The following is a 15,165-nucleotide window of genomic DNA, read 5'->3' as shown; positions in this document are numbered from 1 at the left end:
ACATCGCTTGTCAGAGATTACGTAATTACGTAAGGTTGGTGTCATGGAGCTGGAGCAGCGGGTCGCCGAGCTGGAGAGGCGGCTCACGGCACTGGAGCGGCAGGACCCGGAGTCCGCGTCTCCCCGCCTGGGAGACGGCGACTTCTGGGCGCTGGAAGGGCTGAAACAGCAGCTCGCCGACGCCGGGGAGGCCGGAGCCGACGGGGGAGTGCTCTACACGGGCTCGGTCCGGCTGCCCACCGGTGAGCAGTACGGGTGGCAGTACGGTGCCTTCACCGAGGCCCTGTTCGACGGCGACTGGGCGGACGCCGCCGAGTCGTTCGCCGCGCTGGGCCACCCGGTCCGGCTGCGCCTGCTCCGCGAGATCCTCGGCGGCCTGAGGACGGCCGCCGAACTGGCCGCGCTCGACGGCGCCGGCACCACCGGCCAGATCTACCACCACCTGCGCCAACTGACCGGCGCGGGCTGGCTGCACGCGGCGGGGCGAGGCCGGTACGAGGTGCCGCCCGCCCGGGTCGTGCCGCTGCTGGTGGTGCTGACGGCGGCGCGGCCCTGACCGCAGAGACCGACACGACGCCATGGGGGAGACATGTCCGTCCGCACTGTTGTGGAGAAGGCCCACCGGATCGCCTGGATGGTGCTGATCGCGCTGGTGGTCGCCGAGTTCTTCGTGGACCTGCCCGGCCCGGGCTGGGTGACCACGCTGCTGCCGGCGGTGCTGGCCTTCTTCCTCCTGATGGCGGTGCTCGCGCTGCAGGCCGGGGCCGGAGCACCGCGGGGCGAGCCGCGTGACCCGGTCGAGGTCGCCCCGCCGGTGACCGGCCGCTGGACGGCCCTCAACAGCCCGGCCGACAAGGTCCCGAGCCATGGGGTCCACCTGTACGGGCAGACGTACGCGATCGACATCGTGGCCGAACCGGAGGTGGCGGACGGGAAGCCCCCCGCCCGGCCGCCGTTCCGCTGGGTGTGGCCGCTCTTCCGCCGCAACCGCGCCTTCCCGGCCTTCGGCGCCCCGCTGCTCGCGGTGGCCGACGCGACGGTCGTCCGGGCGAGCGACGGACAGCGCGACCACTTCAGCCGCACCTCGCTGCCCGCACTCGCCTATCTGATGGTCATCGAGGGCAGCGTCCGCTCGGTCCTCGGCGTGCACCGCGTCCTCGGCAACCACGTGATCCTGGACCTCGGCGACGGTACGTACGCGGCCTACGCCCACGTCCGGCGCGGCTCGCTGAAGGTGGCGGCCGGGGACCGGGTCCGCGCCGGGCAGGAGATCGGGCGCGTGGGCAACTCCGGCAACACCACCGAGCCCCACCTCCACTTCCACCTGATGGACGGCCCCGACCCCGACGACGCCCGGGGTGTCCCGTTCACCTGGCGGGGCGTCGGAGTACCCGCGAACGGGGAGACGTTCACCGTCGAGGCGGTCGACGAGCAGGCCGCACCGGCCTGACCGGGCGATGTCGGTGCGGCCGGTTAGTCTCGCCCCCATGCCCCCGGCCAAGAAGCGCCCGCGCGCCTACGACCACCTCAGGACCCGGACCGCGGTCCTCGCTCAGTTCGCCCATGTCCGCGACGCCGTCGCCGCGTTGACGCCCGAGCAGCTCGCCCGGCCGACCCGGCTAGGCGACTGGACGGTGCGCGAGCTCGCCGCGCACGTGGCGATGGTCCTGGGCGGGGTGAGCCGGGCCCTGGCCCTGCCGGAGCCGCCCGGACCGAAGCCCGGGCTCACCCTCCTCCAGTGGCCGCCCGCCACCTCCGCGTACGCCGCCCGGATCGCCGAGGACGTCGAGGACCTGGCGACCGGCCGCCCCGACCTCGCGGCGCTGTACGCGGAGGTGGAGGCGGGTTTCCTCGCGGACGTCCCGGCCTCCGGCACGGGGGACCGGCTGCTGACCACCCGGGTCGGGTCCATGCGGCTGGCCGACTTCCTGGTCACCCGGACCGTCGAGCTGACCGTCCACACGGATGACCTGAACGAGGCGCTCGGCCTGGAGATCCCGTACGACCGGCAGGCGCTGGCGGCCTGCGTCCGGCTGTTGGCGGACGCCCTCGCCGACCGGGCGCCCGGCGGTTCGGTCGAGGTGAGGGTCCCGCCGTTTGCGGTGGTCCAGTGCATCGGCGGCCCCAAGCACACCCGGGGCACCCCGCCCAACGTGGTGGAGACCGGCGCCCTGACCTGGATCCGGCTCGCCACCGGGCGTACGGAGTGGGCGCGGGCCCTGGCGGACGCCGAGGTCAGCGCGAGTGGCGAGCGCGCCGATCTGGCGGAGCTGCTGCCGCTGATGGGCTGAGCCGCCTCGTAGCGCAGGCGACGGAACCGCAGGCGACGGAACCGGATCGGGGGCCCGTCCCGTCACATCGCCATGCACACACAACGTATGGCAGTCAGCGTCAGCGTCCTGGCCCTCCTCACCCTCGCCGCCTGCGGTACGGAGTCGGGTTCCGGCTCCGGCGGCGACGGCGGGGACGGCAGCGACACCGTGCAGAGCGATGTGCCCGTGACGGGGGTGGCGTGGAGCGTCGACTCCCTCACCGTCGACGGGAAGAAGACCGAAGCCCCGAAGAGCTCCCGGCTGGAGTTCGACCCGAAGGGCCGGGCCAAGGCCGGCTTCGGGTGCAACCACATCAGCGCGGACGCCCAGGTCAAGGGCGACCGGATCACCTTCGGCAAGCCCGTCTCCACGCAGATGGCGTGCGACGAGGCCACCGAGAAGGCAGAGAAGGCCGCCCTCGCCGCGATGGACGGTGAGGTCACCGCGAAGCTCTCCGGCGAGAAGCTGACCCTCACCACCGAGGGCGGCGACACCTTCGCGCTCAGCGAGGAGAAGCCGGCCGCCCTGGCCGGCACCCGGTGGGCGGTGACCACCCTGCTCAGCGGTGAGACGGCGACCTCCGTGCCCGCCGGCCTCCCGAAGGACCGGGTGCCCCACCTGACCTTCGGCGAGGACGGCACCGTGCACGGCAACTCCGGCTGCAACTCCTTCCACGGCAAGGCCGAGGTCAAGGGCTCCACGATCACCTTCGGCCCGCCGGCCGGCACCCGCAAGATGTGCCCGGAGGCCGAGATGGAGACGGAGCGCGCGGTCCTCGCGGCCCTGGACGGCCCGGCGACGTACACGATCAAGGGCTCCACGCTCACCGTCACGTCGAAGGACGGCAAGGGCATCGGCGCCACGGCCACCCCGACGACGGCCGAGGGCACCCAGGAGCACGGCTGAATCCGGCCCCTCGGTGTGAGGCTCACCACGAAACGAGCGTTCGGCCGACGGCCGGGGCGGGTTCGGGGCGGGTTCACCGAGCGCCACGGCCGGACGGCCGTGGCCGGGTCCCCGCCCACCACCCCTACCCGCCGGTAACCGGCCTCCGAGCCCGGCAGTGAGCGCCGCACCCGCTCGGCGGGGTCCGAGGCGCCCATCCGGCGGTCACGCACCGTGACCGCCCGAAGTCCCGCGAATCACCCGCCCTACGCGTCGCGCCGAGCCGTTCCCCGTGTTCCGTACCGGCTTTGCCGACCGGTACCCAATTCGGACCAGTGGTCGATCTCGCCTACACTCGGTGTCGTGCCCCGTGGTGATGGACGACTCAACCACGACCTGCTCCCCGGAGAGAAAGGCCCCCAGGACGCTTGTGGCGTCTTCGGTGTCTGGGCTCCGGGTGAAGAGGTCGCCAAGCTCACCTATTTCGGACTGTATGCCCTGCAGCACCGCGGACAGGAATCCGCGGGCATCGCAGTGAGCAACGGGTCCCAGATCCTCGTCTTCAAGGACATGGGACTGGTCTCGCAGGTCTTCGACGAAACGTCTCTGGGTTCCCTCCAGGGCCATATCGCGGTCGGTCATGCCCGCTACTCCACCACCGGTGCCTCGGTGTGGGAGAACGCGCAGCCGACGTTCCGTGCCACCGCGCACGGCTCGATCGCCCTCGGCCACAACGGGAACCTGGTCAACACCGCCCAGCTCGCGGAGATGGTCGCCGACCTCCCCCGCAAGGACGGCCGCGCCACCCAGGTCGCCGCGACCAACGACACCGACCTGGTGACCGCGCTGCTCGCCGGGCAGCGCGACGAGAACGACAAGCCGCTGACCATCGAGGAAGCCGCCGCCAAGGTGCTCCCCGACGTCAAGGGCGCGTTCTCGCTCGTCTTCATGGACGAACACACCCTCTACGCCGCCCGTGACCCGCAGGGCATCCGCCCGCTGGTGCTCGGCCGCCTGGAGCGCGGCTGGGTGGTCGCCTCCGAGTCCGCCGCACTCGACATCTGCGGCGCCAGCTACGTACGCGAGATCGAGCCGGGCGAGCTCATCGCCATCGACGAGAACGGTCTGCGCACCTCCCGCTTCGCAGAAGCGAAGCCCAAGGGCTGTGTCTTCGAGTACGTCTACCTGGCCCGTCCCGACACCGACATCGCCGGCCGGAACGTCTACCTCTCCCGGGTGGAGATGGGCCGCCGCCTGGCGGCCGAAGCCCCCGTCGAGGCGGATCTGGTCATAGCGACCCCGGAATCCGGCACCCCCGCCGCGATCGGGTACGCGGAGGCCAGCGGGATTCCGTTCGGCGCCGGACTGGTCAAGAACGCCTACGTCGGCCGGACCTTCATCCAGCCCTCGCAGACCATCCGCCAGCTCGGTATCCGGCTCAAGCTGAACCCGCTGAAGGAAGTCATCAAGGGCAAGCGCCTGGTGGTCGTCGACGACTCGATCGTCCGCGGCAACACCCAGCGCGCCCTGGTCCGGATGCTCCGCGAGGCCGGAGCCGCCGAGATCCACATCCGGATCTCCTCGCCGCCGGTGAAGTGGCCCTGCTTCTTCGGGATCGACTTCGCCACCCGCGCCGAGCTGATCGCCAACGGCATGACCGTCGACGAGATCTGCACCTCGATGGGGGCCGACTCCCTCTCGTACATCTCGATCGACTCCATGATCGAGGCGACGACCATCGACAAGCCCAACCTGTGCCGCGCCTGCTTCGACGGTGAGTACCCCATGGACCTCCCGGACCCGGAGCTGCTCGGCAAGCAGCTGCTGGAGACCGAGCTGGCGGCAGGACCCGCGGCCACCGCCGCGGCCGACGCGCTGCGCCGTCCGTGACCCGGACGCGCCGCCGCCCCTCCCACCAGCCCCGTATCTCCACACGAAAGATCCCAGGCCATGTCTGAGACAACAGGTGCCTCCTACGCGGCGGCCGGCGTCGACATCGAAGCCGGTGACCGTGCCGTCGAGCTGATGAAGGAGTGGGTGAAGAAGACGCAGCGTCCCGAGGTCGCAGGCCTCGGCGGGCTCGGCGGCTTCGCCGGCCTCTTCGACGCATCGGCGCTCAAGCGCTACGAGCGTCCGCTGCTCGCCTCCGCCACCGACGGTGTCGGGACCAAGGTGGACCTGGCGCGTCAGATGGGCGTGTACGACACCATCGGCCACGACCTCGTCGGCATGGTCGTGGACGACCTCGTCGTCTGCGGTGCCGAGCCGCTCTTCATGACCGACTACATCTGCGTCGGCAAGGTGCACCCCGAGCGTGTCGCGGCGATCGTCAAGGGCATCGCCGAGGGCTGCGTCCTCGCGGGCTGCGCCCTGGTCGGCGGCGAGACGGCCGAACACCCTGGTCTGCTCGGCCCGGACGACTTCGACGTCGCCGGCGCCGGTACGGGGGTGGTCGAGGCCGACCGGCTGCTCGGCCCGGACCGTATCCGCGAGGGTGACGCCGTCATCGCGATGGCGTCCTCCGGTCTTCACTCGAACGGGTACTCGCTCGTCCGCCACGTGGTCTTCGACCGGGCCGGCTGGACGCTGGACCGCGAGGTCGAGGAGTTCGGCCGGACGCTCGGCGAGGAGCTCCTGGAGCCGACCAGGATCTACTCGCTGGACTGCCTGGCGCTCACCCGCACGACCGAGGTGCACGGCTTCAGCCACGTCACCGGCGGCGGCCTGGCGAACAACCTGGCCCGGGTCATCCCGGCCGGGCTGCACGCCACCGTGGACCGCTCCACCTGGACGCCGGGCGCGGTCTTCGACCTCGTCGGCAAGGCCGGCCAGGTCGAGCAGCTGGAGCTGGAGAAGACGCTGAACATGGGCGTCGGCATGATCGCGATCGTCCCGGCCGACTCGGTGGACGCCGCGCTGACGACCCTGGCCGACCGCGGGGTCGACTCCTGGGTCGCCGGTGAGATCACCGACCGCGGTGACCGCACCACGGGCGCCGAGCTGACCGGCAGCTACGCACGCTGAACCGCACGCCGCCGTGCGCCGGGCCCCGCCCGGCGCACCACGGCGCGAACTGCACCGGGACCGGATCAGGACACGCCGGAACGCGCCGGAACCGGGTCAGGACACACAGAACCCGGCCCGGGGCAGGCCCGGACCGGGTTGATGTGTCAGCGCGAGGTCAAGCGCCGCGGCGCTGTGACGACGGACCGGACTGGTCGTCCTGATCCTCGTCATCGTCCTGGTTGTAGCGATCCGCGTACTGTGCGTACGGGTCATCTTCCTCGTCGTCGTCCTCGAACGGCTCGGCGTTCGGTGGCTGACTCGAAGGCGATGCGCCCAGCTCATTGGCCAGACGCGACAGGTCCGTCCCGCCGCTGCTGTACTTCAGCTGGCGGGCGACCTTGGTCTGCTTGGCCTTTGCCCGGCCGCGCCCCATGGCTCGACCCCCTCGGTGACGGGGCTCGACGGCCCCAGAGTCTTGACACGCGTTCATGTTTCAGGACGGACTCTCGACAGAGAGACCGCGCCCGTAGGGCTTTAACGGTACCTGCTTCCGTGGCCATACGGTACGCCGCCCGCGTCTTGCGCCCCGGTGCAGGGCCAGTGAGGAGCCCCGTCCCCGCTGGTCAACTGCGATTTTAACCTCTTCTGCACGCACGACCCGCCGACCGGCGTGAGTCTTGTCTCCCGCCGGCCTGCGGGTCGTACGCGTATCCGCACGCGGGTCGCACGCGTGTCGTACCTGTGCGACCCGCGTACGCGTCAGCGGCCGCGCGCCTCGGCCATCCGCTGCTCGGCGATGCGGTCGGCCGCGGCGGCGGGCGGAATGCCGTCCGCCTTCGCACGTGCGAATATTTCCAGCGTGGTGTCGAAGATCTTCGTGGCCTTCGCCTTGCACCGGTCGAAGTCGAACCCGTGCAGCTCGTCGGCGACCTGGATCACGCCACCGGCGTTGACCACGTAGTCAGGGGCGTAGAGAACCGACCGGTCGGCCAGGTCCTTCTCGACGCCCGGGTGGGCCAGCTGGTTGTTGGCCGCGCCGCAGACCACCTTCGCCGTGAGCACCGGCACGGTCTCGTCGTTCAGGGCGCCGCCGAGCGCGCAGGGCGCGTAGATGTCGAGGCCCTCGGTGCGGATCAGGGTCTCGGTGTCGGCCACCACGGTGACCTCGGGGTGCAGATCGGTGATGCGGCGCACCGACTCCTCGCGGACATCGGTGATCAGGACCTCGGCGCCGTCGGAGAGCAGGTGCTCGACGAGGTGGTGGCCCACCTTGCCGACCCCGGCGACGCCGACCTTGCGGCCGCGCAGCGTCGGGTCGCCCCACAGGTGCTGGGCCGAGGCCCGCATGCCCTGGAAGACACCGAAGGCGGTGAGGACGGAGGAGTCGCCGGCGCCGCCGTTCTCGGGGGAGCGGCCGGTGGTCCAGCGGCACTCCCGGGCGACGACGTCCATGTCGGCGACGTAGGTGCCGACGTCGCAGGCGGTGACGTACCGGCCGCCGAGCGAGGCGACGAACCGGCCGTAGGCCAGGAGGAGTTCCTCGGTCTTGATCTTCTCCGGGTCGCCGATGATGACGGCTTTGCCGCCACCGTGGTCGAGCCCGGCCAGGGCGTTCTTGTACGACATCCCGCGCGACAGGTTCAGCGCGTCGGCGACGGCCTCGGCCTCGGTCGCGTACGGGTAGAAGCGGGTGCCGCCGAGGCCGGGCCCGAGGGCGGTGTTGTGGAGGGCGATGACGGCCTTGAGGCCGGTGGCACGGTCCTGGCAGATCACGACTTGCTCGTGTCCCCCCTGATCCGAGTGGAACAGGGTGTGCAGGACGCCGTTAGTCACATCGGTCACTGTGGTGACTCCCAAGTACGAAGCGGCGGAGAGGCTCTCCTAGGGGTGGGGAGAGCCCCGGACCGACCGGCACGGCCGGTCCGATGGGCAAGAGCGTAAGTCCTCCGGCGGCGCGGATCTGCCCCCGTGCCGAGGATCACCCCAAGGGGGTGTACCGGCGTGGCACGATGCGCTGCATGTCGGTGGTGTCTTCAGTGCTCGTCCCTTACACGTCCTACCTCCGGGTGTACGAGCCGCTCGCCGCCTTCGCGGAGCCCGAGCGCAGTCACTGGGCCCGTTACGCGCAGCGCCCGGTGCTGCCCACCGCCCAGGACGAACTGCGCCGTTCGCTGGCCGACTTGGTGCCGACCCCGCCGGTCGGGGTGCCCGTGCACGAGAGCGGCGACGCGTTCGTGGCGGAGCTGGACGGGGTGGTGTGCGTCTGCCCGTGGCGGACCCGGCTGCGGGGGTGGCTCGCGCTGGAGGAGCTGGAGGGGACGGGCGGGCAGGGGGGAATGTTTCCGGCCAACGTGCTGGACGCCCTGCTGCCCGGGGTGGTGCGGGGCCAGGCGCGGGCGGATCACGAGCGCTGGCAGCGCCGGAACCCGGACGCGCGGCCGTGGATCCGTACGACGGTGTGGCAGGTCCCGGTGCGGTGGTTCGTCCTCTTCCGGGACGAGGAGCGGGAGTACGCGGCGGCCGACGGCGAGGGCGGGGAGCCGGTGCTGCGCTACCGGACGCCGATGGTGGAGGCCCGGCGCCGGCTGGCCCGGGGGCTGCGGACTTTGCGGGAGAACGTGGCCGACGGCCCCCTCACCGAGGGGCTGGTGGACGTGGGGCGCTGGCTGGAGGAGTTCCATCCGCGCTCGCTCGTGGAGCTGGACTACGGGGGCCTGGTGCACGCGCTCCCCGCCGGGCAGCTCGCCGGGGACCGGTCGGCCGCGGATGTGGCGGAGGGGCTCGCGGCGCTGGGGAACGGTGACAGCGAGGGCGCCGGGGAGGCGTACGCGCGCCTCGCGGAGCGGTGGCGGGCGGTGCGGGACCGCCAGTTCACCAATTGACGTGAAAAGACCCACAGCGGCATCAACGTGACGGAACCGGGGCATCCTTCATCCAGGACGGACCGGAAGGCCGGGCGGACCGGGCGAAGTGCGGGAAGGAGGAGAGAGCTGACGGGCCGTGAACCCGCGTCCCGTGGGACACGTGTGGTGGGTGGGGCGGAAGAGTACGCCTCTCGCTCCAGGACCTACGTCCCGAACCGGGCCTTTGCCTCAAGCGTGATGGATAGCACTAACGGGGCCCTTGCGCCCATCCCTACTCCTCGTGCCAAAATAGGACAAGGAGTCCGGGGAGGGCTCCTTCCGTCCAAGTAAGGGCGGAATACTCAGCATTGCACTCTATGGGGGGTCTGACGACTCCTGATCGCTCTGTGACTGATCGTCACGGTGGTGTGACTGTCCGCTATGGCATGGTCCATCGGCTTCCGTCGCTGATGAACACCTGGAGGGCAATTCCATCGGTTTGGCCGACGCGGCTGGACGGATGGTGTAGTTGTAGTGCCGAGGACAAGCCGTTCGTCCTATAACCGACTCGGCCCGCGTCCGCCATTTCGGGCAACGCGGGTCAAGGTGCAGAATTTAGAGGAAAGAACCGAGAAGGTTCGGTTCTCCCGAGGAGGCCGCTCATGACCGCTCGCACCCCTGATGCCGAGCCGCTGCTGACCCCGGCTGAGGTTGCCACGATGTTCCGCGTGGACCCGAAGACGGTCACCCGTTGGGCCAAGGCTGGCAAGCTCACGTCCATCCGCACGCTCGGTGGACACCGCCGGTACCGCGAGGCAGAGGTCCGCGCACTGCTTGCGGGTATTCCGCAGCAGCGCAGCGAGGCCTGACACACCCCTGCCACGCAGCTCAACAGCAGTACGGCATCACAACCGGGCAGCCGCCAGGTCCCCCAACCCCAGGCCGCCCATACATAGCTCCACTCGACGGACGCCTGCCCCAACGGGCGTCATGCCTGTGTACGGGTACGTCGTTTTTGATCGCGCTGGACTCCGCCGGGTCCAGCGCGATCTTTTTATGCCCTGGAGCCTCCGGGCCGGCATCGCACCACCGAGGCCTCTCGTGCCCGCGTACGCCCCTCGCACACCCTGTGAGGGGCCTGAGGACGGCTGAACGATAACCGGGTGGTCGGTCGGCTTCCGGGCCCTCCACGGCCCGTGCTGCGCAGGGCCCGCCGTCCGTCCCGGCGCCCTTCGTGGGTCTGTGAGCGGGTCTGTGCGGGAGTGTGGGTGAGCGTCCCGGACTCGGTGGGACAGCCCCGGACGGAACGGTCCGGCCGAACGGTCGGGGTGGTGCAATTGCACATATTAAATTCGCCAGTTGTAGGACAGGCGTAAAGTACCCCGGTCTGAAAACTCTTTCGGTGACACCCGTCACACTGCCTGATGCTTGCCAACTACGAGCCTGCCACTGTCCGGACGCGGAATCATCCGGCCGATGGTCATGGAGTGGAGGGTCTTTCGTCCTCGTCCCCGGCCGGCTCGGCGGGGGCGTCCTCGGCCGCCGACGGGCTCGCGGCGCCCTCCCGGGGCTCCTGCGGCCCGTACGGAGGCTCCGCGGCCGCCCCGGAGCCACGGGTCTGCCGGTCGCCCTCCCCGTCCCCGGGCTCCATGGCGAGGCGCAGGAGCCGGTGGCAGACCGGGCAGTGGCGGGTGAGGTGGCCGTAGCCGTAAGCAGCGGCCAGATGCGCGCGGAGCAGTGCGCGGGTCTCGTGTCGTGCTGTGGACGCGGACATGTGAGCCACCTCCCGGTGGGCCCGGCCGCCCCTCGCCGAGGGAAACAGGGACAGCCTCGTCCCTACGGGGTACCCGCGGCGGAAGGCGCCGTCAAGACGCACGAAAGCCCGGATCGAAACGATCCGGGCTTTCGTCACTGCGGTCCTGACGGGATTTGAACCCGCGGCCTCCACCTTGACAGGGTGGCGAGCACTCCAAACTGCTCCACAGGACCAGGTTTTCGCCGCTTGCCTTGCGGCTTGCTGCGAAACCAGACTGTACAGGAGGTGGGAGGCCCAGGTCGACTTCACTCCTGGTGGTGACACCGTCACCGCCTCACCACCCCCTGTCTCAGGGCGCCAGGGCGTCGATCGCCTTCACGATCCGCTTGTCCGAGACGGGGAACGCCGTGCCCAGCGCGTGCGCGAAGTAGCTGACCCGCAGCTCCTCGATCATCCAGCGGACGTCCAGCACCTCCTGCCCCACCGGCCGCCCCTGCGGGAGCTGTTCGAGCAGCCACGCGTACTCGTCCTGCATCTCGTGGACCTTCGCCATCCGCGTGGTGTCCCGCTGGACGGCCGTCGGCATCTGCTGGAGCCGCCGGTCGGCCGCCACGAGGTACCGCATCAGGTCGGGCAGCCGGCGCAGTCCGGTGGCCGTAACGAAACCGGGCGGTACGAGACGGGCCAGCTGCTCCCGTACGTCGGTGACGTTGGCGACCAGCGTCAGGCTGTTCGTCGACTTCAGCCGGCGCTCACAGGCCTGCCAGGCGGCCAGGATCTGCTGCACCTGGTCGATCGTGCGGACGGTCAGGTCCACCAGATCGGCGCGCACCTTGTCGTACAGCGTCCGGAACGCCTTCTCGTCCCACGCCGGCCCGCCGTACGCGGCGATCAGCCGGTCGGCGGCGGCGGTGGCGCAGTCCTCGAAGAGGGCCTGGACCGAGCCGTGCGGATTACGGGACAGCGCCAGCTTCTGCTGATTGCTCAGCCGGTCCGACGCGAACTTCGCCGGGTTGACCGGGATGTTCAGCATGATCAGCCGCCGGGTGCCGCGCCACATCGCCTGCTGCTGCTCGGCCACGGTGTCGAAGAGGCGTACGGCGACGGTGTCGCCCTGGTCCACGAGAGCGGGGTACGCCTTCACCGGCTGCCCGGCCCGCCGCGTCTCGAAGACCTTGTTCAGCGTGCCGATCGTCCAGTCCGTGAGGCCCGAGCGCTCGATGGACTCTCCGGAGGGCCCGGCGGTCGCCGCGGCGGCCTTGGAGAGCGCCTGGCGGGCCTTCGGGCGCAGCTGGAGCTTCAGCGCCTCCAGGTCCTTGTCCTCGGCCACCTTGCGGCGCCGCTCGTCGACGATCCGGAACGTGATCTGCAGGTGGTCCGGGACCCGGGAGAGGTCGAAGTCGTCGGCCGTGACCGGGACGCCGACCATCCGCTGGAGCTCCCGCGCCAGGGTGAACGGCAGCGGCTCCTGGAGCGGGACCGCCCGGTCCAGGAACTTGTCGGCGTAGTTCGGCGCGGGGACGTAGTGCCGGCGGATCGGCTTCGGCAGCGAGCGGATCAGCTCGGTGACGACCTCCTCGCGCAGTCCCGGGATCTGCCAGTCGAAGCCCTCGGAGGTGACCTGGTTGAGCACCTGGAGCGGGATGTGGACGGTCACGCCGTCCGCGTCGGCGCCGGGCTCGAACTGGTACGTCACCTTGAACTTGAGCTTCCCCTGCCGCCAGGAGTCCGGGTAGTCGTCCTTGGTGACGGCCCCGGCCTTCTCGTTGATCAGCATGGAGCGCTCGAAGTCGAGGGCGTCCGGCTCCTCGCGCTTCTTGTTCTTCCACCAGGAGTCGAAGTGCGCCCCGGAGACGATGTGCTCCGGAATGCGCTGATCGTAGAAGTCGAAGAGCGTCTCGTCGTCCACGAGGATGTCGCGGCGCCGGGCGCGGTGCTCCAACTCCTCGACCTCGCCGAGGAGTTTGCGGTTGTCGTGGAAGAACTGGTGGTGGGTGCGCCAGTCGCCCTCGACCAGGGCGTTGCGGATGAACAGGTCCCGCGAGGCCTCCTGGTCGATTCGGCCGAAATTGATCTTGTGCTGGGCGATGATCGGCACCCCGTAGAGCGTGACCCGCTCGTACGCCATCACCGCGGCCTGGTCCTTCTCCCAGTGCGGCTCGCTGTAGGTGCGCTTCAGCAGGTGCTGCGCCAGCGGCTCGATCCACTCGGGCTCCACCTTGGCGTTGACCCGCGCCCAGAGGCGGGAGGTCTCCACCAGCTCCGCCGACATCACGAACCGCGGCTGCTTCTTGAACAGCGCGGACCCGGGGAAGATCGCGAACTTGGCGCTGCGCGCGCCCAGGTACTCGTTCTTCTCGGTGTCCTTCAGCCCGATGTGCGACAGCAGCCCGGCCAGCAGCGAGGTGTGCACCGCCTGCTCGGGGATCGACGCGTCGCCCTTGGGCTCCTCGACGACGATGCCCATCTGCTTCGCGACCGTACGCAGCTGCGCGTAGATGTCCTGCCATTCGCGGATGCGCAGGAAGTTCAGATACTCCTGCTTGCACATCCGGCGGAACGAGGACGAGCCACGCTCCTTCTGCTGCTCGCGGACGTAGGCCCACAGATTCAGGTACGCCAGGAAGTCGGACGTCTCGTCCTTGAACCGGGCGTGGTTCTGGTCGGCCTGCGTCTGCTTCTCCTGGGGCCGCTCGCGCGGGTCCTGGATGGAGAGCGCGGCGGCGATGACCATGACCTCGCGGGCGCAGCCGTTCTTGTCGGCCTCGATGACCATGCGGGCCAGGCGCGGGTCGACGGGCAGCTGGGAGAGCTTGCGGCCGAGCGGGGTCAGCCGCTTCTTCGGATCCTTCTCACCCGGGTCGAGGGCACCCAGCTCCTGGAGGAGCTGAACACCGTCGCGGATGTTGCGGTGGTCCGGCGGGTCGATGAACGGGAACTTCTCGATGTCGCCGAGCCCGGCCGCGGTCATCTGGAGGATGACGGAGGCCAGGTTGGTCCGCAGGATCTCCGGATCGGTGAACTCCGGCCGGGTGACGAAGTCGTCCTCCGAGTACAGCCGGATGCAGATGCCGTCCGACGTACGGCCGCAACGGCCCTTGCGCTGGTTGGCGCTGGCCTGGGAGATCCGCTCGATGGGCAGCCGCTGGACCTTGGTGCGGTGGCTGTAGCGGGAGATACGGGCGTTGCCCGGGTCGATCACGTATTTGATGCCGGGGACGGTCAGCGAGGTCTCGGCGACGTTGGTCGCGAGGACGATGCGGCGTCCCGTGTGGCGCTGGAAGACGCGGTGCTGCTCGGCGTGCGAGAGGCGCGCGTAGAGGGGGAGCACCTCGGTGTGCCTGAGGTTCCGCTTGTTCAGCGCGTCCGCCGTGTCCCGGATCTCGCGCTCGCCTGAGAGGAAGACCAGGACGTCACCGGGGGCCTCGTGGCTCAGCTCGTCGACGGCGTCGCAGATCGCGGTGATCTGGTCGCGGTCGGAGTCCTCGCTGTCGTCTTCGAGGAGGGGGCGATACCGCACCTCCACCGGGTACGTCCGCCCGCTGACCTCCACGATCGGCGCCTCGCCGAAATGGCGCGCGAACCGCTCCGGGTCGATGGTCGCCGAGGTGATGACGACCTTCAGATCCGGACGCTTCGGCAGCAGCCGGGCCAGATAGCCGAGCAGGAAGTCGATGTTCAGCGACCGCTCGTGGGCCTCGTCGATGATGATCGTGTCGTACGCCAGCAGCTCGCGGTCCGTCTGGATCTCGGCGAGCAGGATGCCGTCCGTCATCAGCTTCAGATACGTCGACTCCGGGTTCACCTGATCGGTGAAGCGGACCTTCCAGCCGACGGTCTCGCCCAGCGGCGTCTTCAGCTCGTCCGCGACCCGCTCCGCGACCGTGCGGGCGGCGATCCGGCGGGGCTGGGTGTGCCCGATCATGCCCCGGACGCCGCGCCCCAGCTCCATACAGATCTTGGGGATCTGCGTGGTCTTCCCGGACCCCGTCTCACCGGCGACGATCACGACCTGGTGGTCGCGTATCGCCTCCAGGATCTCGTCCTTCTTCTGGCTGACCGGCAGCTCTTCCGGGTACGACAGGGCCGGCAGCCGGGCCGCGCGCGCCGCGAGCCGTTCGGCCGCCTTGCCCGCCTCGGCCGCGATCTCGTCCAGCACGGACTGGCGGGCCTCGGGCTTGCGGATGCGGCGCGCTCCTTCGAGGCGCCGGCCGAGCCGGTTCGCGTCACGGAGCGAGAGCTGTCCGAGCTGGGACTGGAGATCGGCAAAGGAAGTAGACATACGGATCCCAGGATCTCACCCGGGCCTCGGGAGTGGCGACCTCATTTCGCGCGGACTGCGTCACGTGCCACGTACCATTTC

The 15,165-nt window shown here is 70.1% G+C and carries 12 protein-coding genes and 1 tRNA gene; 8 read left to right on the top strand and 5 right to left on the bottom strand.

Annotated elements, in window-relative coordinates:
* The first annotated feature begins 43 nt into the window (after positions 1-43).
* From IF17_RS0133635 to purM, 6 genes are all read left to right on the top strand, one after another.
* Entirely contained in the window at positions 44-556 is a 513-nt protein-coding gene (locus IF17_RS0133635; protein ID WP_030574494.1) for an ArsR/SmtB family transcription factor, read from the top strand.
* 33 nt (positions 557-589) lie between these two features.
* On the top strand, positions 590-1,450 hold the full coding sequence (locus IF17_RS0133630) for a M23 family metallopeptidase (RefSeq protein ID WP_030574491.1): 861 nt from the start codon (positions 590-592) through the stop codon (positions 1,448-1,450).
* Positions 1,451-1,487: 37 nt separating this feature from the next.
* Complete coding sequence (locus IF17_RS0133625; protein WP_030574488.1) at positions 1,488-2,291, top strand: maleylpyruvate isomerase family mycothiol-dependent enzyme; 804 nt, start codon at positions 1,488-1,490, stop codon at positions 2,289-2,291.
* Positions 2,292-2,363: 72 nt separating this feature from the next.
* Entirely contained in the window at positions 2,364-3,218 is an 855-nt protein-coding gene (locus tag IF17_RS0133620) for an META domain-containing protein (protein WP_030574485.1), read from the top strand.
* A 342-nt stretch (positions 3,219-3,560) separates the two neighbouring features.
* A complete protein-coding gene (gene purF, locus IF17_RS0133615) occupies positions 3,561-5,087 on the top strand; it encodes an amidophosphoribosyltransferase (RefSeq protein ID WP_030574482.1) in 1,527 nt (508 codons plus the stop codon).
* 60 nt (positions 5,088-5,147) lie between these two features.
* Positions 5,148-6,221, top strand: coding sequence for a phosphoribosylformylglycinamidine cyclo-ligase (gene purM, locus IF17_RS0133610; RefSeq protein ID WP_030574479.1), 1,074 nt, complete (start codon positions 5,148-5,150; stop codon positions 6,219-6,221).
* Between the two features lie 157 nt (positions 6,222-6,378).
* Here the strand turns inward: purM and IF17_RS0133605 are convergent, their stop codons facing one another.
* Complete coding sequence (locus tag IF17_RS0133605; RefSeq protein ID WP_007447468.1) at positions 6,379-6,636, bottom strand: DUF3073 domain-containing protein; 258 nt, start codon at positions 6,634-6,636, stop codon at positions 6,379-6,381.
* A 326-nt stretch (positions 6,637-6,962) separates the two neighbouring features.
* On the bottom strand, positions 6,963-8,045 hold the full coding sequence (locus tag IF17_RS0133600; protein ID WP_026241740.1) for a Leu/Phe/Val dehydrogenase: 1,083 nt from the start codon (positions 8,043-8,045) through the stop codon (positions 6,963-6,965).
* A gap of 176 nt (positions 8,046-8,221) precedes the next feature.
* Here IF17_RS0133600 and IF17_RS0133595 point away from each other — a divergent pair, with 176 nt between their 5' ends.
* Positions 8,222-9,085: a DUF8083 family protein gene (locus IF17_RS0133595; protein ID WP_030574476.1), complete on the top strand. Its 864-nt coding sequence runs from the start codon at positions 8,222-8,224 to the stop codon at positions 9,083-9,085.
* Between the two features lie 623 nt (positions 9,086-9,708).
* Positions 9,709-9,915, top strand: a complete 207-nt coding sequence (bldC, locus tag IF17_RS0133590; RefSeq protein ID WP_003949541.1) for a developmental transcriptional regulator BldC — start codon at positions 9,709-9,711, stop codon at positions 9,913-9,915.
* Positions 9,916-10,526: 611 nt separating this feature from the next.
* Here the strand turns inward: bldC and IF17_RS01000000136805 are convergent.
* The 3 genes from IF17_RS01000000136805 to hrpA all read right to left on the bottom strand — a co-directional run bounded on the left by IF17_RS01000000136805 (position 10,527) and on the right by hrpA (position 15,084).
* Positions 10,527-10,820, bottom strand: a complete 294-nt coding sequence (locus tag IF17_RS01000000136805) for a DUF6274 family protein (protein ID WP_032772987.1) — start codon at positions 10,818-10,820, stop codon at positions 10,527-10,529.
* A gap of 140 nt (positions 10,821-10,960) precedes the next feature.
* Positions 10,961-11,035: transfer RNA gene (locus tag IF17_RS0133580), tRNA-Asp, on the bottom strand.
* A gap of 116 nt (positions 11,036-11,151) precedes the next feature.
* Positions 11,152-15,084: an ATP-dependent RNA helicase HrpA gene (gene hrpA / locus IF17_RS0133575; RefSeq protein ID WP_030574473.1), complete on the bottom strand. Its 3,933-nt coding sequence runs from the start codon at positions 15,082-15,084 to the stop codon at positions 11,152-11,154.
* Positions 15,085-15,165: the final 81 nt, after the last annotated feature.

This window comes from Streptomyces cyaneofuscatus, assembly GCF_000718135.1.
GTDB lineage: Bacteria > Actinomycetota > Actinomycetes > Streptomycetales > Streptomycetaceae > Streptomyces > Streptomyces cyaneofuscatus.
Note: the sequence above shows the minus strand (reverse complement) of the source record. Positions and strands in the feature narration are given on the sequence as shown.